The 17,936-nt window shown below is 74.1% G+C and carries 14 protein-coding genes; 12 read left to right on the forward strand and 2 right to left on the reverse strand.

Going from position 1 to position 17,936, the window contains the following annotated elements; all coding sequences use genetic code 11:
- Positions 1 to 10: 10 nt before the first annotated feature.
- From CTE05_RS12135 to CTE05_RS12180, 10 genes are all read left to right on the forward strand, one after another.
- The gene (locus CTE05_RS12135) at positions 11 to 412 is read left to right on the forward strand and encodes a TadE family protein (RefSeq protein ID WP_146846473.1); all 402 of its coding nucleotides are present in this window, start codon (positions 11 to 13) and stop codon (positions 410 to 412) included.
- Positions 409 to 834 (forward strand): TadE/TadG family type IV pilus assembly protein, encoded by a 426-nt coding sequence (locus CTE05_RS12140; RefSeq protein ID WP_146846475.1) that lies wholly within the window; start codon positions 409 to 411, stop codon positions 832 to 834. The genes CTE05_RS12135 and CTE05_RS12140 overlap by 4 nt, the downstream gene beginning before the upstream one ends.
- A complete protein-coding gene (locus CTE05_RS12145; RefSeq protein WP_146846477.1) occupies positions 831 to 1,304 on the forward strand; it encodes a pilus assembly protein TadG-related protein in 474 nt (157 codons plus the stop codon). Before CTE05_RS12140 ends, CTE05_RS12145 begins: the two co-directional genes overlap by 4 nt.
- Positions 1,301 to 4,150, forward strand: a complete 2,850-nt coding sequence (locus CTE05_RS20305) for a LysM peptidoglycan-binding domain-containing protein (protein ID WP_186814846.1) — start codon at positions 1,301 to 1,303, stop codon at positions 4,148 to 4,150. Before CTE05_RS12145 ends, CTE05_RS20305 begins: the two co-directional genes overlap by 4 nt.
- A gap of 130 nt (positions 4,151 to 4,280) precedes the next feature.
- Positions 4,281 to 4,553, forward strand: coding sequence for a WXG100 family type VII secretion target (locus CTE05_RS12155; protein ID WP_186814847.1), 273 nt, complete (start codon positions 4,281 to 4,283; stop codon positions 4,551 to 4,553).
- 78 nt (positions 4,554 to 4,631) lie between these two features.
- The gene (locus tag CTE05_RS12160; RefSeq protein WP_146846481.1) at positions 4,632 to 9,269 is read left to right on the forward strand and encodes an FtsK/SpoIIIE domain-containing protein; all 4,638 of its coding nucleotides are present in this window, start codon (positions 4,632 to 4,634) and stop codon (positions 9,267 to 9,269) included.
- A gap of 51 nt (positions 9,270 to 9,320) precedes the next feature.
- Complete coding sequence (locus CTE05_RS12165) at positions 9,321 to 9,767, forward strand: hypothetical protein (protein ID WP_146846483.1); 447 nt, start codon at positions 9,321 to 9,323, stop codon at positions 9,765 to 9,767.
- An 8-nt stretch (positions 9,768 to 9,775) separates the two neighbouring features.
- Positions 9,776 to 10,078 carry a hypothetical protein gene (locus CTE05_RS12170; RefSeq protein ID WP_146846485.1) on the forward strand — a complete coding sequence of 101 codons (303 nt, stop codon included), beginning with the start codon at positions 9,776 to 9,778 and terminating at the stop codon, positions 10,076 to 10,078.
- Positions 10,075 to 12,096, forward strand: coding sequence for a DNA/RNA non-specific endonuclease (locus CTE05_RS12175; protein ID WP_146846487.1), 2,022 nt, complete (start codon positions 10,075 to 10,077; stop codon positions 12,094 to 12,096). The genes CTE05_RS12170 and CTE05_RS12175 overlap by 4 nt, the downstream gene beginning before the upstream one ends.
- Positions 12,071 to 12,532 carry a hypothetical protein gene (locus CTE05_RS12180; protein ID WP_146846489.1) on the forward strand — a complete coding sequence of 154 codons (462 nt, stop codon included), beginning with the start codon at positions 12,071 to 12,073 and terminating at the stop codon, positions 12,530 to 12,532. Before CTE05_RS12175 ends, CTE05_RS12180 begins: the two co-directional genes overlap by 26 nt.
- 7 nt (positions 12,533 to 12,539) lie before the next feature.
- Here CTE05_RS12180 and CTE05_RS12185 read toward each other — a convergent pair whose 3' ends face one another.
- Together CTE05_RS12185 and CTE05_RS12190 are read right to left on the reverse strand one after the other, a co-directional pair.
- A complete protein-coding gene (locus CTE05_RS12185; protein ID WP_146846490.1) occupies positions 12,540 to 14,186 on the reverse strand; it encodes an ABC-F family ATP-binding cassette domain-containing protein in 1,647 nt (548 codons plus the stop codon).
- Between the two features lie 246 nt (positions 14,187 to 14,432).
- A complete protein-coding gene (locus CTE05_RS12190; protein ID WP_146846492.1) occupies positions 14,433 to 15,275 on the reverse strand; it encodes an SDR family oxidoreductase in 843 nt (280 codons plus the stop codon).
- 101 nt (positions 15,276 to 15,376) lie between these two features.
- Between CTE05_RS12190 and CTE05_RS12195 the strand changes: the two genes are divergently transcribed.
- Complete coding sequence (locus CTE05_RS12195) at positions 15,377 to 15,754, forward strand: winged helix-turn-helix transcriptional regulator (RefSeq protein WP_146846494.1); 378 nt, start codon at positions 15,377 to 15,379, stop codon at positions 15,752 to 15,754.
- Positions 15,755 to 15,876: 122 nt separating this feature from the next.
- Positions 15,877 to 17,928, forward strand: a complete 2,052-nt coding sequence (locus tag CTE05_RS12200) for a DEAD/DEAH box helicase (protein ID WP_186814848.1) — start codon at positions 15,877 to 15,879, stop codon at positions 17,926 to 17,928.
- Positions 17,929 to 17,936 lie beyond the last annotated feature (8 nt).

Consider the following 17,936-nt stretch of genomic DNA (forward strand, 5'->3'; position numbering starts at 1 on the left):
TCGTCGCGTCATGACGGGGGATCGGGCGCGGCGTGACGAGGGCTCGAGCTCGATCGAGCTCGTGCTCTACACGCCTGTGCTCATGCTGGTCATCTTCCTGACCGTGCAGTTCGCGCTGACCTGGTACGGCAACGAGGTGGCCGGAGCGGTCGCGCGGGAGACGGCGCGCGTGGTGCGGGTCGGCGGGGGCACGCCCGCCTCGGTGGCCGAGGCGCGCACGCACGCGCAGGAGTACACGGACGCGATCGGCGGGGCGTCGTTCCGTGACCTGCAGGTCCAGATCACGCAACCGGACGCCCTCACCGTGCGGGTGACCGTGTCGGGCCGGTCGCTCGAGATCGTGGACGGGTTCGCTCCGCGGGTCTCCGCGACCGTGCAGGGCCCGATCGAGTCGTTCCGGCCCGACGCATGAGTGCGGGACGCCGTCCGGCGGAGCACGAGCGCGACCGCGGGTCGATGGCGGTCGAGATCGTCGTGCTCGTCCCGGTGCTCCTCGCCATGCTCTTCCTCATCGTGGCGTTCGGCCGCTACGTCTCCGCCGAGGGCGACGCCCAGGCGATGGCCCGCGACGCCGTGCGGGCTGCGACCCTGGAACGGGACCGCGACAGCGCGGTCGTCGCCGCGCGCACCGTCGCGGCGTCGGCGGTGCCGCCGTCCCTGACGTGCCGGCCGGCCGCGCTCCGCGGGGTGTTCGAGCAGGGTGCCACGCTGACGGTCGACGTCGACTGCACGGTGTCGTGGTCGGAGCTCGGCTTCATCGGGCTCCCCGGCACGGCACGCGTCGAGGCGTCGAGCTCGGCGCCGCTCGACGAGTACCGCCGGACGGGGGGATGACCGTGGGCCACCGCATCGTCGATGCTCTCCGCGCGCGGCTCGGTGACCGCGACCGCGGTTCCGCCTCCGTCTTCGTGCTCGGCATGGTCGTCGTGCTCTTCGCGCTCGCGGGTCTCGTCGCCGACGGCGGGCGGTCGCTCAACGCCCGCGTCGCGATCATGGACGACGCCGAGCAGGCGGCGCGGTCCGGGGCCAACCAGATCGACGCCGCGTCCCTGCGCGGGGGAGGCACGGCACGCATCGACCCGGCGGCCGCCCGGGCCGAGGCGACCGCGTTCCTGTCCTCGCGCGGCTACGACTCGTCACGGATCGACGTCACGGCCGACGCCGCCACGGTGAGCGTCGTCGTGAGCGACACCGTGCCGACCTCCCTGCTGCAGCTCGTCCTCATCGACAGCTTCGAGGTCGAGGGCGCAGCCACCGCACGCGCCGCACTCGGCATCACCGGCGAGATCACAGGAGCGCCATGACACGCGAACCCGCCCCCCGGCCGACCGACCGCGAGATCGGTCCCGGCCGCTTCCAGCAGCCCGAGGGCACCGACGAGTCGCGCAACCGGGCGGCCTCCGTGGGCGCCGGGCTCCTGCTCCTGCTGCTCGTCGTGGGCGTCCCCCTGGCTCTCGTCGCGCTCGGCGGCGTCCCGCAGATCCCCACGTCGTTGCCCGGACGCGACGAGCTGACCGCGACGATCAGCGCCGAGCAGCTGCTCGCGGTGCTGGTGTGGATCGTGTGGCTCGCCTGGTTGCAGTTCACGGTGTGCGTCGCCGTCGAGCTGCGCTCGGCGCTCTCGGGTGTCGGACTGCCCCGACGGGTGCCGCTCGCGGGGCCCAGCCAGCGGCTCGCACGCACGCTCGTCGTGACCGTGCTGCTCATCTCCACGGCCGCGACCCAGGCGACCGCCGCGGTCGGGTCCGTCCTGCCCGAGCACACCGGCGGGTCGGCGACCAGCATCTCCGTCTCCGTCGACGGCGGGTCGGCGACGGCGTCACCGGTCGAGGCGGCCCCTGTGGCCGCCGTGGAGCAGGCCGCCGTCCAGGGCGAGACGACCTACTGGCTCGGGGACGTGCAGCTCAGTCCCGAGGAGGGCACGGAGCTCGTCGGGCAGCGCGTGTACATCGTCCAGCCGCCCGACGGCCGCTACCACGACAACCTCTGGGACATCGCGGAGCGGTCGCTCGGTGACGGCCGGCGCTACCACGAGGTCTTCGAGCTGAACAAGCACCGCGACCAGCCCGACGGGCACGCGCTGACCCTCGAGCGCCTGATCTACCCGAACTGGCTCCTCGTCATGCCCGAGGACGCGGTCACCGTCGACCGGGTCACCGCGGTCGTCGCCGAGGTGGCCCCGCCCGTGGCGCCCCCGGTGAGCGAGGTCCCCGCCGTCCCCACGACCGACGCGGGCGTCGCCGACACCGCAACGGCGGGCACCGAGGCGGTCACCGACGTCGCCTCGGAGCAGCAGGGGACGGGGAACGCGGGGCTGATCGGTGCCGGCCTCCTGGCAGCCGGCCTCCTCGTCGCGGTCGACCAGCTCCGCCGGCGGCGCCGGACGAACGAGCCGTCCCCGGACGCGGTGGAGGTCGAGGTGGCGTTGCGGATCGGTGCCGACCCGCAACGCGCGATCCTGCTCGACCGCGGCCTGCGCCAGCTGGCCGAGAACCTGCGCGCGGCCGGCCGCGAGCTCCCGGGAGTGTTCGGCGCGGTCGTCGACGACACCGGCGTCGAGCTCCGCCTCAGCCCCCCGTCGACCACCGCGCCCGCGCCCTGGCGGGTGCTCGGCACGGGCGCCGCGTGGCGCCTCGATGCCGCGGACGTCGACCTCGACGCGCGCGGGGGCACCGCTCCCTTCCCCGGTCTGGTCTCGCTCGGGCGCGACGAGGACGGGCGCGACGTGCTCATCGACCTCGAGGCGGCGCAGGGTCCGGTCGCGATCGTCGGCGACCTCGACGTCGCCCGCGAGGTCGCGAGCGCCTGGGCGGCCGAGCTCGCGACCAACCGGTGGTCGGACGGGCTGCACGTCACCGGCGTGGACCTGCCCCCGGGCCTGGACGCCTTGCCGGGCGACCGCTACGACACCGCGGCGTCCGCGGCGGACGTCCTGCCGCGGCTGCGCGAGCGTCGTGCCGACGTCCTCGGGTCGAGCGTGCTCACCGGCCGGCTGCGCAGCGGCGGCGCGGGTGCCTGGGTCCCGGAGTACCTCGTGCTCGGCTCCACCCCGGTCGGGAACGCCGCGCACCAGCTCGTCGAGCTGACCGCGACGAACCAGCGCTCACCGCTCGGCGTCGTGTGCGTCGGTGCCCTGCCGGGCGCTCGCTGGCAGCTCGTCGCCGGGTCCGACGGCAGCCTCAGTGCCCGGGTGCTCGGCCTGGACGTGCGCGCCAACCGGCTCACGTCGCGGCAGGTCGCGGCGCTCGGCGAGCTGCTCACCGAGGCGCCGGAGCCGGCCCGCGCGGTCGACGAGCGTCGCGCCGCGATCGAGCACGAGGGCGCCGTCGAGCGTCCGCCCGTGGTCGCCCCCGCACGAGCCCTGGAGCCGGCCGACCTCGACGCGGCCGCCGTGCGCGTGCTCGTGCTCGGTGAGCCGCGCGTCGAGACGTCCCGGGCGATCGAGGACAGCCGCCGCGCGCTCGCGACCGAGCTCGTGGTCTACCTCGCGCTCCACCCGGAGGGCGCCCACGCGAACGTGCTGGCGGCTGCGCTGTGGCCGAAGGGCGTCACGACGGAGGTGCGGGAGAGCCTCTTCGCGCGCACCGCCGAGTGGCTCGGCACCGACGCCGACGGGCGGCCGAACCTGGTCCGCGGCGCCGACGGGCACGTGAGCCTGGGCAGCGACGTCGTCGTGGACTGGGACGTGGTGCGCTCACTGCTCGCGCGTGCACGTCAGGCGGCGAACCCCGGTGCCGAGCGCAGCGACCTCGCTGCGGCGCTGCGGCTCGCGCGCGGTGCGGTGCTGTCCGCACGGCCCGCCGGGCGGTACTCGTGGCTGGCCCGCGTGCGGCTGGAGCGTGCCTCGCAGGCGCTCCTCGTCGACACGGTGCACCGGCTGGTCGTGCTGTGCCGGGACGGCGACGACCCGGCGGGCGCGCAGTCGGTCGCCTGGACGGGACTGCGCCTCGCGCCCACCGAGGAGCTGCTCTGGCGAGACCTGGTCCGCGCGGCCGCCGCGCTCGGGGGCGGCGACGCGGTGCGTCCCGTCGCGCGCGACCTCGAGGCGACGCTGCGGGCGGCCGGGGCACCGACGGTCTCGCCTGCGACGCGCGCGCTGCTCGAGGAGCTCGCTCCCGGGTCCGACGACGCGGTGCTCGGCTCGGCGTGATCCCGGTGCCGGCCGAGCGTGTCCACGTCGTGGCGGTCCCTGTGGATCTGTCGCCCGGGCGTCGGGGCGAGCGGGTAGGGTCATCGGGTCGCCACGCCGCCCCGGTGTGGCCTGAGACGAGGAGATCTTCGTGGCCGTTGGTGCAGAGCTCAGTACACTCCAGAGCCTCTACAAGACGTTCCAGGACAAGGCCCTCCAGGCCGCCGACATCAAGACCGCGGTCGACAGCGGACTTCAGAGCGCGGTCTGGACGGGTAAGTACTCCGACGACTTCCGCACCGCCTGGCAGGACTACCGGGCCAACCTCGACCGCCTCCAGGAGGCGCTCGACGGTGCAGCGTCCGACGTGCGCACGAACCACAACAACATCGCACAGGCGACGGGCGAGGCCGACCGCATCTGAGTCCGGTCGGAGCCCGGCCCGTCCTCTGCGAGGGCGGGCCGTCCGTCTGTCCGGAGACCGACGACGAGAGAGCGTGCCGTGCGACTGATCGTGAGCGCCACCGCCGAGCACGGCGGCGAGCTGGTCGACGTCGTGCTCGACTGCGCCCCCGGGTCGCTCGTGCGCGACGTGGCGCACGCTCTCGCGGAGCGACTCGAGACCACCCAGCAGCGCGTCGTGCCGCGCGGGTCCGGGCACCTCGGCGTCGTCGAGGTCGTCCCCGCCGCGCAGGCGGCTCCGGCGCTGTGGTGGCACGGCCGTGAGCTGGACCCGGCCGAGCCGGTCGAGAGCTCCCCGCTGCGGCACGGCGCAGTCGTCGGTCTCGGGGTCGACCCGGGCGACAGCTGGCATGAGCCGGGCGGCTCCAGCGAGGTGCGGCTCGTCTCGGGCGTCGACGCGGGCCGCGTGCACCGGCTCGCACTGGGGCGCCACGAGATCGGCAGCGCGCCGGGCGCGTCCGTCCGCGTCGAGGGCGCCGACGTGCCCGGCGTCGCGGTCGTGCTCGAGGTCGCGCTCGACGGGTCGGTCACGGTCGAGCCGGCGGACAGCGTGGCGGGGGCCGTCCGTCCCGCGCCGGTGCGGCGCCGCCCGCTCGACGGACCGATCGTGGTGCGTCGTGACCCTCCCGCGTCGGCGACGCCCGCGCGCGGACGCTCGCGGAACAAGTACGCCCGCAAGCTCGTGGACGCCCGGCGCGCGCTCGAGGGCATCACGGAGATCGACCCGGAGGCGGACCGCCCGCTCGTCCACGTCGACCGGGAGCCCCTGACCGAGCGGCGCACGTGGGCGCCGGGGCAGTCGCTCGTCGTCGGCGACGTCGTCCTCGAGGTCGCCGGCGTCAGCTCCCCCGACGCGTCGCTGTCGCTCAGCCCCGTCGGAGCGACGCTCGACTACAACCGTCCGCCGCGCCTCCTGCCACCGCCGCGCACCACCGACTTCCGCCTCCCGAGCGAGCCGCGCACCCCCGACAAGCAGCGGTTCCCGCTCGCAATGATGATCATGCCGCTCATCATGGGCGCGGGGATGTACTGGTTCACGCGGTCCCCGTACGCGCTCCTGATCATGGCGCTGTCGCCGGCGATGGCGGCGTCGAACTTCTTCTCCTCGCGCGGCCAGCGGCGCACCCAGCACCTCGAGGCCGTGCAGACGTTCGTGCAGCGCACCGCGCGGATCGAGCAGCAGGCGTACGACGCGCTGACGGCCGAGAGCGCCGCGCGCCGCGGTGAGCTCCCCGACCCGGGCTCGGTGCTGCTGTTCGCGACGGGTCCGCGCGCGCGGCTCTGGGAGCGACGGCGCACCGACCCCGACTGGATGCTGGCGCGCGTCGGGACGGCCGACGTCCCGAGCGAGGTGTCGCTGAACGACCCGGCGCGTGAGGACCACGAGAAGGTCCTGCACTGGACCGCGTCCGACGTCCCCGTGGCGGTCCCGCTCGCCCGGGCGGGCGTCACCGGCGTCGTCGGGGCGGGCGCCGAGCGGCGTCAGGTCGCGGCGTGGATGCTCGCCCAGGTCGTCACGGCGCACTCCCCGGCCGACGTGTCGGTCGTGCTGCTCGCCGACCAGGAGGGCGACGACGCGTGGTCCTGGGTCCGGTGGCTGCCGCACGCCCGCCGCGACTCCGGCCCGGTCGTCGCCGTCGGCAACGACGAGGAGACCACGTCGCGCCGGATCTCCGAGCTCCTCGACCTGGTCGAGCGCCGTCGGGAGGCGGCGAGCAACGGGCCGCGGATGGGCGGCGGGGCGTTCGGCGGCGGTGGGATCCTCCCGCCCCCGGTGCTCGTGGTGCTCGACGGGGCCCGTCGGATCCGGCTCCTGCCGGGGCTGGTGACCCTCCTGCGCGAGGGGCCGGGCGTCGGCGTGTACTTCCTGTGCATCGACGAGCAGGAGCGGCAGCTGCCCGAGGAGTGCCAGGCGGTGGTCGTGGTCGACGGCGCCGGCTCGACCGTGTCGGTGACCGGGGAGCGGCCGGTCGACGGCGTGCGCGCGGACCTGGTGCCGCGCGGTTGGTTCGAGCAGCTCGGCCGGTCGCTCGCGCCGGTGCGTGACATCAGCTCCGAGGACCTCGCCGGCACCCTGACGTCGACGTCGCGGCTGCTCGACGTGCTCGCGCTCGACCCGCCGGACGCCGGCACCATCGCGCACGGCTGGGCCCAGGGCGGCCGCACGACGAAGGCGGTGATCGGCGAGTCGACCGACGGTCCCTTCACGGTGGACCTGCGCGCCGACGGTCCGCACGGTCTCGTCGCCGGGACCACCGGCTCGGGCAAGTCGGAGCTCCTGCAGACGCTGATCGCGTCGCTCGCCGTCGCGAACCGGCCCGACGAGATGACGTTCGTGCTCATCGACTACAAGGGCGGGGCGGCGTTCAAGGACTGCAGCAGGCTGCCGCACACGGTCGGCATGGTCACGGACCTCGACGCGCACCTGACGACGCGTGCGCTGGAGAGCCTGGCCGCGGAGCTGCGGCGCCGCGAGCACCAGCTCGCCGACGCCGGCGCCAAGGACATCGAGGACTACCTCGCCGGTCGTGAGCCCGGCGATCCCCCGATGCCGCGCCTCACGATCGTCATCGACGAGTTCGCGGCGCTCGTCGCCGAGCTCCCCGACTTCGTCACCGGCCTCGTCGACATCGCCCGGCGCGGCCGCTCCCTCGGCGTGCACCTGCTGCTCGCCACGCAGCGGCCGGCGGGTGTGGTCAGCGCCGAGATCAAGTCGAACACCAACCTGCGCATCGCCCTGCGCGTCACCGACCGCAACGACAGCCAGGACGTGATCGAGTCCGGCGACGCCGCGGAGATCCCCCCGAGCCTGCCCGGCCGCGCGTACGCCCGCCTCGGGCACTCGAGCCTCGTGGCGTTCCAGTCGTCGCGCGTCGGGGGTCGTCCGCCGACGGCCGCGGGCGGCGGCGCGGTGCACGTGGAGCGGCTCACGTGGTCGGCGGTCGGACGCCCGCTGTCCGCGCCGCGCGCGCAGGCCGAGGACGACATCGACACGCCGACGGACCTGGCCGCGCTGGTGACGGCCGTGCGGTCGGCCGCCGAGCTCGCCGGGGTCGCGGCACCCCCGCCGCCGTGGCTGCCCGCGCTCTCCACCGAGATCACGCTCGACGACGTCCTCGCGCAGGGCGGCCCGTCGCTCGACCGGAAGCCCTTCGCGCTGCCGTACGGGATCGTCGACCTGCCCGCGCAGCAGCGTCGGGACGTCGCGGTGCACGACCTGGAGAGCGCCGGGAACCTGGCGATCGTCGGGGCCCCGCGCTCGGGCCGGTCCACCGTGCTCCGGACCTTCGCCGCCGGTGTCGCGACGCGGCTGTCGCCGCGGGACGTGCACGTCTACGGGCTCGACTTCGGCAACAACGCGCTGCTCCCCCTCGTCGCGCTCCCGCACACCGGGGCGGTCGTCACGCGCGACCAGCCGGACCGCGTCGCGCGCCTGACCCGGCGGCTGCGCACCGAGATCTCCCGCCGCCAGCAGCTCCTCGCCGAGCAGGCGTTCGCGGACGTCACCGAGCAGCGCGCGGGCACCGACCCGTCGCGACGTCTCCCGTACCTGCTGGTCCTGCTGGACCGGTGGGAGGGGTTCATCCAGGCGTTCGAGGACTACGACGCGGGCGTGCTCATCGACATGTGGACGCAGATCCTCCAGGAGGGACCCGGCGCGGGCATCAAGGTCGTGGTGACGGGCGACCGCAGCCTGCTCGTCGGACGCGTCTCGACCCTGACCGAGGACCGCGTGATGCTGCCGATGGCGGACCCGGGCGACTACGCGGCGGTCGGGATGTCCCCGCGCGAGGTCCCCGAGAAGCTGCCCGAGGGGCGCGCGTTCCGGTCGCAGGGCCGCCAGGAGCTCCAGGTCGCCCTGCTCGACCCGGACCCGTCGGGCCCCGCGCAGGTGGCGGCGCTGCAGACGATCGCGCGGTCCGCGGTCGAGCGGTACGCGGCCACCGGCGACCGCCCCGAGCCCGCCCAGGTGCCGTTCCGCGTCGACCCGCTGCCGACGCGGGTCACGCTCGCCGAGGCGCACGCCCTCGGCGGCGCACCGCTGGGTCGCACGGCGGTCCCGGCGGGGGTGGGGGGCGACACGCTCGCGCTGTTCGGGCTGGACGCCGAGGAGCACGGCCCCGGGGTGCTCGCGGTGGGTCCGCGACGCTCGGGCCGCAGCACGGTGCTGCTCACGATGGGCACGTCGGCGCTGGAGCGTGGCTGGGCCGTGGGCCTCGTGACGCCGCGCCGCAGCCCGCTGCGTGACCTCGCGGAGCGGCCGGGGGTCGTCGGGACGCTCACGATGGAGTCGACGCGCGAGGAGATCACCGCGTTCATGGAGTCGCTGGTGCCGTCGGACGACGTGCCGACGCTCCTGCTGGTCGACGACCTCGAGCTCGTCGGCACCGACGGGCCGCTCGCGGACGCGATCGTCGCGCACCTCGGCGCCCTGCGGGACCGCCCGGGTCTCATCGTCGGCGCGGGCACGACCGACGAGCTGACGAGCGCCTACCGCGGGCCGGCCGCGACGATCAAGAAGTCCCGCAGCGGTCTGCTGCTGTCGCCCGCGACGCCCAACGACGGGGACCTCCTGGGCGTGCGGCTCCCCCGCTCGGCGCTGGGCGGCGCGAACCCCGGACGGGGGCTCCTGGTCACGGGTGGGGCGTGGCAGCTGGTGCAGGTCCCGGTGCCCTGACGAGGCCCGGCTGGCATCATGTGGGTTCGGCAACGTCGAAGGGGGTCCTCGGTGGGTCTGGCAGAGCAGCAGGAGCAGCTCGGTGTGGTGGTGCGCCGGTTCGCCGAGATCGCACCCCAGGGCTGGGCCCGCCTCGTCGGCAGCTGGGAGGCGACCCCGGACGGGTCCGGTGGGGTGACCCTGAACTGGATCACGACGGCCGTCGTGCACGGTGGTGACCGCTGGCTGTACGGGCAGGTCGGGTACGACGAGCCGCTGTACGACGCGGTCGTCGCGCTCAACGAGCTCTCGGCCGAGGGCGGACCGGAGCACCGGTGGACCACGTTCGAGCTGCTCGTCGACCCGGACGGCACGATCAAGGTCGACTTCGGCTACGACGCCCCGAAGCGCAGCCAGGGCATCCTCGACGAGCAGTCGCACGGCCGGTTCGAGCGGTACCTCGACACGTGGGTCGCCGAGCACGGGGCGGTGCCCGCGAGCCCTGCACCCGGGGCCTGAGGCGCGCCGTGACGGACGAGGTCGCGCCGATCGCCAACCCCTACCTCGCGGCCATCAAGCAGCGTCGCGCGCTGGCGGTCCCGGTCGCGGGGGACCTGCGTGACGACCTCGACGCCGTGGTGCGGGCGATGGACGCCGGGGCCTGGCTGAGTCCCGTCGCCGACGACTTCTATGTGGACCTCACCGGTCACAAGCAGGCGCTGGGCACAGCGGCGGACGGCGCGATCTCGACGTTCGACTCGGCAGTCCGGTCGCAGCCCGAGGAGGTCGAGCCCGGCGCGTGGCAGACCCGGTGGAGGAACCTGCGGTGAGCGTCGCGTCGATCGACCTGACCCAGATGGCAGCGCTGGTGCGTGCGCTCGAGAACGCCGCGTCCGACGTGTCGTCGCACCGGTCGTCGCTGCGGTCCGGCCTGGAGAGCGTCATGCTCTCCGCCGAGGAGCTCCAGCGGATCGACGCGGTGAGCACCTGGATCGACGGTCAGCTCCCGGGCCTGCGGCGCCGGCTCGCGCTCGCCCGGCACATCGAGGCCCAGGTCCCCGGCTTCCAGGGGTACGTGCAGCTCGACGAGTCGACGGTGCCGACGACGACGCCGGCCGAGGCGAAGGAGCGCGCGGACCGCGCGGCCCACCTGATCGAGGAGTACGGGTCCGGGGAGGACCTCCCCCAGGAGCTCGTCGACCTCCTGGCCGAGAACGGCACCGACCCGTACTTCGCCTACGAGCTCGCCCTGCAGGTCTCGCCGGAGGAGGTCGCGGACCTGGTGATCGACGCGTCGAACACGCGGCGGTCCCTGGTCCGGAACAGCTCCCTGAGCCCGGACATCGAGGACGTCGAGAAGTTCGACGAGCAGTACGAGGCCCTCCTCGACGGGCTCGGCACGACGTTCGGCACCGCGACGCAGGGCACGGGCGACCACGCGCTCCCCGAGGGCTACGCGAAGAGCTGGTCCGACGCGATCACCGACGAGAACCCCGAGACCCTCGGTCAGGCCAGCGCGCTGGGTCTGGTGATCTCCCGCGGGTCGTTCTCCACACCCTTCCTGACCACGGTCGCCCAGGACGTCTACGACTACGAGCGTCAGGTCGACACGAGGGACATGTGGTACGACCGGGCCCACTCCATGAGCGAGGGGTTCGGGGCCATCGACCCCGTGCACGGCGACGACGAGGGCGCCCCGACCGGGTACACCGAGTACTACGACCCGCTCGCGGGCATCATGGCGGCGGTCGGTCGGAACCCGGAGGCGGCGCACAGCCTGTTCGGCACCGGCCCCACGGTCACCATCGAGGGCGGCGGCAAGACCGCCACCACGAACGCGTTCCTCGAGTACGTCCTGGTGAAGCGGCGCTGGCCCGTCGACGACGGCGCGGGCTCGAACGCCGCCATCGCGGCGGCGATCACCCCGTTCGAGGGTGGCGACACGATCAGCGCCGCGATCGCGACGGACGCGCGCGAGATCTTCGACATCAAGGCCGCGGAGGTCGAGGAGGCGCGGGAGAACCAGAACCCGTTCTCCGAGATCGGCCACCTCGTGCTCGACGGGCTCGGCCTCATCCCGCTGATCGGCGAGCCCGTCGACGCGATCAACGCCGTCTGGTACGCGGCCGAGGGCAACACGGTCGACGCCGCGCTGTCCGGCGCGGCCCTCATCCCCTTCCTCGGCTGGGGCGCCACGGGCGGCAAGTGGACGCGACGCGCGCTCAGCGCCGACGAGATCGCGATCCTGGTCTCCCGAGGCGTCGACATCGACAGGCTCCGCTCGTTCGACGCGTCCATCGACCTCGTCGCACGCGCCGACGGGCTGCCGATGCCGCACCTGACGTTCACCGACCTCGACGCGTTCAACCGGGCCGCGAACGTCCCGCACCCCAACGCGATCTACGAGTTCAGGGGCATGGCCTGGGAGACCGACCACCTCGGGCGGACCCGCAGCGTCAGCGGCCAGATGAACCTGGGAGACGGCGGTCGCAACAGCACCCTGACCGCGCTGATCGGCAACGAGGGCCTCCCGACCGACATCGGCTTCCACCTCGTCGCCGACTCCCTCGGCGGAGCGACGAACCGCCTGAACGTGCTGCCCGGCAACGGCAAGCCGTACGACGGCCTGGTCAACCTCAACCAGGGCCAGTGGGCGAGCATGGAACGCTCCATCCGCAAGGCTCTGCGTGGTGAGACGCCGGGCAAGGTGGAGATCCACATCGAACCGATGTACCGGGACGGGAACGTCTCGACCAGGCCCGACGAGTTCGTGGTCAAGCTGCAGATCGACGGGAAGACCTTCGAGTACGAATGGACCAATGATGCCCAGCCACGACCTCCCCGATGACGCACCGACCCTCGACCTGACCCCTGACCAGCTGGACCTCGTCGGACGCATCGCGCAGAGCTACGCCGCGGCGGCGCCTGCCGGATGGGTCCGGATCGTGGCCCGCCAGGAGTGCTCGGTGGGTGAGGACGCGCGCGGGATCGCCAACGTCCGGGTCGTCGTGGTCGAGACGCCGGACGGGCTCGTGCAGGAGGACTACAGCCCTCCGCGCGACCTGCACTTCCAGACCGGGGACATGCTCCGTGAGCTCGCCGCGGGCTCGCCGACGCAGACGGTCGTGCTGAACCTGGTCGTCGACCGCGACGGGACGCACCGTGCCGCGGTCACGGTCGACGTCCCGCGCGTGCTCGTCGGGATCCGTGACGAGACGTCGTCCGAGCCCGTGCACGACTACCTGGAGCGGAACCGCGCCGAGCTGACCGCGCTGCTGCGCTGACGGGACCTCAGTCCGCCGTCACCTCGGTGACCTGGCCGTCCTCGACGTGCCAGCGGCGCGTCAGACGGACGGTCTCGAGCATCCGGCGGTCGTGCGTGACCAGCAGGATCGTCCCGTCGAAGCTGTCGAGCGCCGACTCGAGCTGCTCGATCGCGGGCAGGTCCAGGTGGTTGGTCGGCTCGTCGAGCACCAGCAGGTTCACGCCGCGGGCCTGCAGGAGCGCGAGGGCGGCGCGGGTGCGCTCGCCGGGCGACTGCGACGACGCCGGCCGGTGGATGTGGTGGCCGCCGAGGCCGAACTTGGCCAGCAGGGTGCGGACGTCGGCCGTCGGCCAGTCGGGGACCTCGCGGGAGAACGCGTCGACCAGCGGCTCGTCGCCCTCGAACGCCCGACGGGCCTGGTCGACCTCGCCGACGAGCACCCCGGAGCCGAGGTCGACGGCGCCGGACGTGGGCTCCAGCCGGCCGAGCAGCAGGGCCAGCAGGGTGGACTTCCCGGCGCCGTTCGGCCCGGTGACGGCCACGCGGTCCCGCCAGTCGAGCTGCAGGTCGACCGGCCCGAGCGTGAACTCGCCGCGGGTCAGGACCGCGTGCCGGGCGACCGCGACCACGGACCCGGAGCGGCCCGCGGTCGCGATGCTCATCTGGAGCTGCCACTCCTTGCGCGGTTCCTCGACGACGTCGAGCCGCTCGATCAGCTTCTCCGTCTGCCGGGCCTTCGCCGCCTGCTTCTCGGAGGTCTGCCCGCGGAAGTTCTTGATGTGCTTGTCGTTGTCGGGCGCCTTGCGACGCGCGTTCCGGACGCCCTTCTCCATCCACGCCCGCTGCATGCGCGCACGGGCGGCGAGGGCGTCCCGACGCGCGGCGTACCCCTCGTAGGCCTCGCGGGCCTGGCGACGGGCGATCGACCGCTCGTCGAGGTACGAGTCGTAGCTGCCGCCGTAGTTGGTGACGCGCTGCAGGCTCCGGTCGATCTCGACGACGGCCGTGACGGTCCGGCTGAGGAACTCGCGGTCGTGGCTGACGACGACGACCGCGGCCTCCGAGCGGTCGACGAACTCCTCCAGGAGGTCCAGACCGGCGGCGTCGAGGTCGTTCGTCGGCTCGTCGAGGAGGTAGAGGTCGTAGCGCGAGAGCAGCAGCGCGGCCAGACCGACCCGCGCCGCCTGGCCTCCGGACAGCGCGGTCATCGGGTGGTCGAGGTCGACGGTGAGGCCGAGGTCGTCGGCCACCGTGCCGAGGCGCGACTCCAGGTCGGCGCCGCCGAGCGCGAGCCAGCGCTCCAGTGCCTCGGAGTAGGCGTCGTCGGCCCCCTCCGCCCCCGCGCCGAGCGCGTCAGCGGCCCGGTCGAGGGCGGCCTGCGCGTCGGTCACGCCGGTGCGCCGGCCGAGGTGCTCGCGGACGGACTCGCCGTCGAGACGCTCGATCTCCTGCGCCAGGTAACCGAGCTGCGCGTGCGCGGGTGACACCGCGACGCTGCCGCTGTCGGCCTGGCGGCGGCCACCGAGGATCTGCAGCAGCGTGGACTTGCCGGCGCCGTTCGGGCCGACGAGGCCGATGACGTCGCCGGGTGCGACGACGAGGTCGACACCGGAGAACAGCTCGCGATCGCCGAACCCGGCCCCGACGTTCCTGGCCTGGACGGTTGCGGTCATGCGGTCATTCTCCTTGCTCGGGCGGAGAGGCGACGGTACGCGGAACACTCCTCGCAGGGCGCGCTCTTTCTCGTCGTCGCGCTGCACGTGGTCGCTCGCGGACAACCAGCCGCACCTGGTACGCGAGGGACGGGAGGGCCGTCGCGAGCGCCACTCCGGCCTCACGTGTCACAGGTGCGGCTGGTTCCGACGCGGCCGGTCTCGCGGCACGGCATCACGTGGCGGGCGGCGCGCCGGTCCGGGGGCTCAGGCGAGCGCCGTGCGCAGGCCGTCGACGAGCGGGGTCGTCGGCCGCCCGATCAGGGTGCGCAGGTCCGGGGTCGCGTCGGCCAGGTCGCCGCGGCGGATGTCGGCGTCGAGCGTCGCGACGAAGCCCGCGGTGCCCTCGTCGAGGCCCGCGTCGACGAGGATCGCGCGGTGCTCGTCCGAGGAGACCTGCTTCGCGACGACGGGGACGCCCAGGACGGCCGACGCCGCCTCGGCGAGCTGGTCGAAGGACCACGCCACGTCGCCGGACAGCTCGTACACGCGGCCGTCGTGGTCGCCGCCCAGCAGCACGGCGGCCGCGCCTGCCGCGAAGTCGTCGCGCGAGGCGCTGGCGACGCGGCCGTCGCCCGTGCTCGTCAGGAGCACGCCGGTCGAGCGTGCCTGCTCGACCGCGCCGACGTAGTTCTCCGTGTACCAGTTGTTCCGCAGGATGGTCCACGCGAGGCCCGACGCCTTCAGCAGCTCCTCGGTGGCCCGGTGGTCCGGCGCGAGGACGAGCGAGGTCGTGTCCGCGTGCGGGGCGCTCGTGTAGACGACGCGACGGACACCCGCGGCCCTCGCGGCGTCGATCACCCGGCCGTGCTGCGCGACCCGCGTGCCGACCTCGGTGCCCGAGATGAGCAGCACCATCTCCGCACCTGCGAACGCGGTCTCCAGCGAGAGCGGGTCGTCGTAGTCGATCGTCGCCGTACGGACGTCCGCGAGGCCCTCGGGCCTCCGGGCGGCGGCGACGAGCTCGTCGGCGGGCAGGCCTCCCGCGCGGAGGTGCTGGACGACGAGACGACCGAGCTGGCCCGTGGCACCGGTGACGACGACGGACATGAGGTGTTCCTCTCGCAGGTGGTTCTTGTCGTCCGGCCCAACCCGCCCTGCGTCCACAACCTTCCCGGTCGTCGGTACCCACTTTGACGTAAGGTACGCACGTGACGGTAAGCAACGAGGTCAGCGTCCTGGGCCGGCTCCTGACCGACGGAGTCCTCGCCGCCGCGTGCCCGTCGCGGACGGTGCTCGACCACGTCACCAGCAAGTGGGGCGTCCTCCTGCTGGTCGCCCTGTCCGAACGCACGATGCGGTGGGGCGAGCTGCGCCGGATCGTCGAGGGGATCAGCGAGAAGATGCTCGCGCAGACCCTGCGCACCCTCGAGGCCGACGGGATCGTGCACCGCGAGGTGACCGGCAGCGTCCCGCCGCGCGTCGACTACTCCCTGACCCCGCGCGGCTCGGAGCTGGTCGCGCGGCTGCTGCCGCTCATGGAGTGGGTCGTCGACAACGCCGACGACATCGTCGCCTCCCGCGTCTGACCGCCGGTCCCGCCGGACGAGATGCGGTGCGCGACTGAATTCGAGCCGTGCAGATGCCGACAAGACAGGAGGGCATCGGACGCGGAGACCTGTCTTCGCCGAGCGGGATCGAGGAGCGCACAGTGTCGACACCGAACGACGTGCTGCACGCTGCCCTCTGCGCGCGCCCGCTGCAGACGGCGTCGGAGCTCACCCTCACCGTCGCGGACGCCGGTCACGACGCACTCACCACGGCCGAGGTCGAGGAGCTCCTGGTCGGCGACCCGCGGCTCCGGGCGGACAACAGCACGCCGCCGCGCTGGCGCGCCCTGGGTGCCGGTCACCCGGCGACGATGCTCAACCTGCCGACGCCGCGGCGTCAGGTGCTCGCTCCCGCGGCGTCGTTCGGTGAGCGTCCCGGGCCCACGGTTCTGGAGCAGGCGGACACCCGTCTGGGGATCCTGCCGGCGGCGGCGTTCGCGGGCCGGCCGTCGGTGCGGCTCCAGGAAGCCCGTGCGACGACACCGACCACGCCGACCGTGCCGGTCCGGGTGCCCGTGAGCGCGCGTCTCGCGGCGGTGGCCAAGCCGGCACCCGAGACGCCCGCGGCCGAGCAGCCGGTGGTCGAGCAGCCGCCGGTCGAGCAGCCGCCGGTCGAGCAGCCGCCGGTCGAGACCACCGTCGAACCGACCGTCGTGCAGCCGTTCGAGCCGGAGACCAGCGCGACCACCACGACCCACCCGACCGCCCGCGTCGGCGAGCCCCTCCCGGTGCGGGTCGCCCCGGAGGACCGCCCGCCCGCCGAGCCGTTCGCGATCGCCCCCGCGACGCCCGCCGGTGGCCTGTTCCTCGCGCTCGGCGCGACCCCCGCGGTCGAGCGTGGCCCGCTCCCGCCGGGCGGCGAGGTCCGGTACGTCGGACCGCAGCTGCGCCGGTGGCAGAAGGACGTGCTGGACGCGTGGCTGGCGGAGGAGCGGCGCGGGATCATCGAGGCGGTCAGCGCCCAGGGCCGTGCCGTCGTGGGGGTGCTCGCAGCCTGGGACGCCCTGACGCGCGGCGAGAAGGTGCTGGTGCTGGTGCCGACGTCGGACCTGCTGGACCGCTGGTTCTCGACGCTGGAGCTGTACCTGCCGGGGTTGTCGATCGGTCGCCGGGACATCACGACGGCGCACACGTTCGACGAGTGCGACGTGCTGGTGTCGCTGGTCAGCGCGGCGTTCGGCCAGCAGCTGCTGACCGACGGACAGGCGGGGCTGGTCATCGCGGACGAGGTGCACAAGTACGGGTCGGCACGACCGGCGGAGACGCTGCGCGCCGGGTTCGCGGCGCGGCTGGGGCTGACGTCGGCGATGGAACGGCAGGACCCGGGGTTCGACGACATCCTGCGGCCCTACTTCGGTGCGGTGCTCGACGGGTGCGACCTGCGCCGCGGCCGGAAGGACGACGTGCTCGCGCCGTTCCGGCTCGCGTTCGTCGCGGTCGACCTGGACGCGGACGAGCAGGCCGAGCACGACGCCCTGTCCGCGCAGATCACGGAGCTCGCGGGACGTCTCGCCGAGCAGGGGTGCACGCCGCACCGGTTCGTCGAGGACGCCGTCCGCCTCCAGAACGGCTGGCGGGAGAACGCCCGCGCCGCCGCGGACGCCAGCGCGTACCTGCGCGCGGTCAGCACCCGCCGGGACCTGCTGGCGACGTCGTCGGCGAAGCTCGCCGCGGTCGCGACGCTCGGCCCGACGCTCGCGCGGTCCACCCACGCGCTCGTCTTCACGCACACGAAGGACGCCGCCGACGCCGCGGCTGCCGGTCTGCGCACGGCGGGGGTGCCGGCGGCGTGGCTGCACAACGGTCTCGAGCCGGAGGTCCGCCGCAACACCCTGCGCGACCTGCGCGCCGGGCGGCTCCGGGTGCTCACGGCACCGAAGGTGCTCGACGAGGGCCTCGACCTGCCGACCGTCGACGCGGTCGTCCTGCTCGCCGCGAGCCGGTCCTACCGCCAGCTCGTCCAGCGGGTGGGCGCGGTGCTGCCGCCGACGGAGGCCGACCGGCACCCGGTGGTGCTCGTCGTGCACGCGCGCGGGACGGTGGACGCCGACGACGGCTTCGTCACCGATCTCGCCTCCGTCGCGACGGAGGTGCGGACGTTCGACGTCGGCACCCCGGCCGCCGCGATCGCCGCGTGGTTCGTCGGCGCCTGACCTGTCCG

The sequence above is a fragment of the Cellulomonas terrae genome, from assembly GCF_007990265.1.
GTDB lineage: Bacteria > Actinomycetota > Actinomycetes > Actinomycetales > Cellulomonadaceae > Cellulomonas > Cellulomonas terrae.

What these genes read in the sequence shown, in the direction of transcription:
- CTE05_RS12135 (WP_146846473.1), top strand. Translation starts at nt 11, where the DNA reads ATGACGGGGGATCGGGCGCGGCGTGACGAGGGCTCGAGCTCGATCGAG.
- CTE05_RS12140 (WP_146846475.1), top strand. Translation starts at nt 409, where the DNA reads ATGAGTGCGGGACGCCGTCCGGCGGAGCACGAGCGCGACCGCGGGTCG.
- CTE05_RS12145 (WP_146846477.1), top strand. Translation starts at nt 831, where the DNA reads ATGACCGTGGGCCACCGCATCGTCGATGCTCTCCGCGCGCGGCTCGGT.
- CTE05_RS20305 (WP_186814846.1), top strand. Translation starts at nt 1,301, where the DNA reads ATGACACGCGAACCCGCCCCCCGGCCGACCGACCGCGAGATCGGTCCC.
- CTE05_RS12180 (WP_146846489.1), top strand. Translation starts at nt 12,071, where the DNA reads ATGCCCAGCCACGACCTCCCCGATGACGCACCGACCCTCGACCTGACC.
- CTE05_RS12185 (WP_146846490.1), bottom strand. Translation starts at nt 14,186, where the DNA reads ATGACCGCAACCGTCCAGGCCAGGAACGTCGGGGCCGGGTTCGGCGAT.
- CTE05_RS12190 (WP_146846492.1), bottom strand. Translation starts at nt 15,275, where the DNA reads ATGTCCGTCGTCGTCACCGGTGCCACGGGCCAGCTCGGTCGTCTCGTC.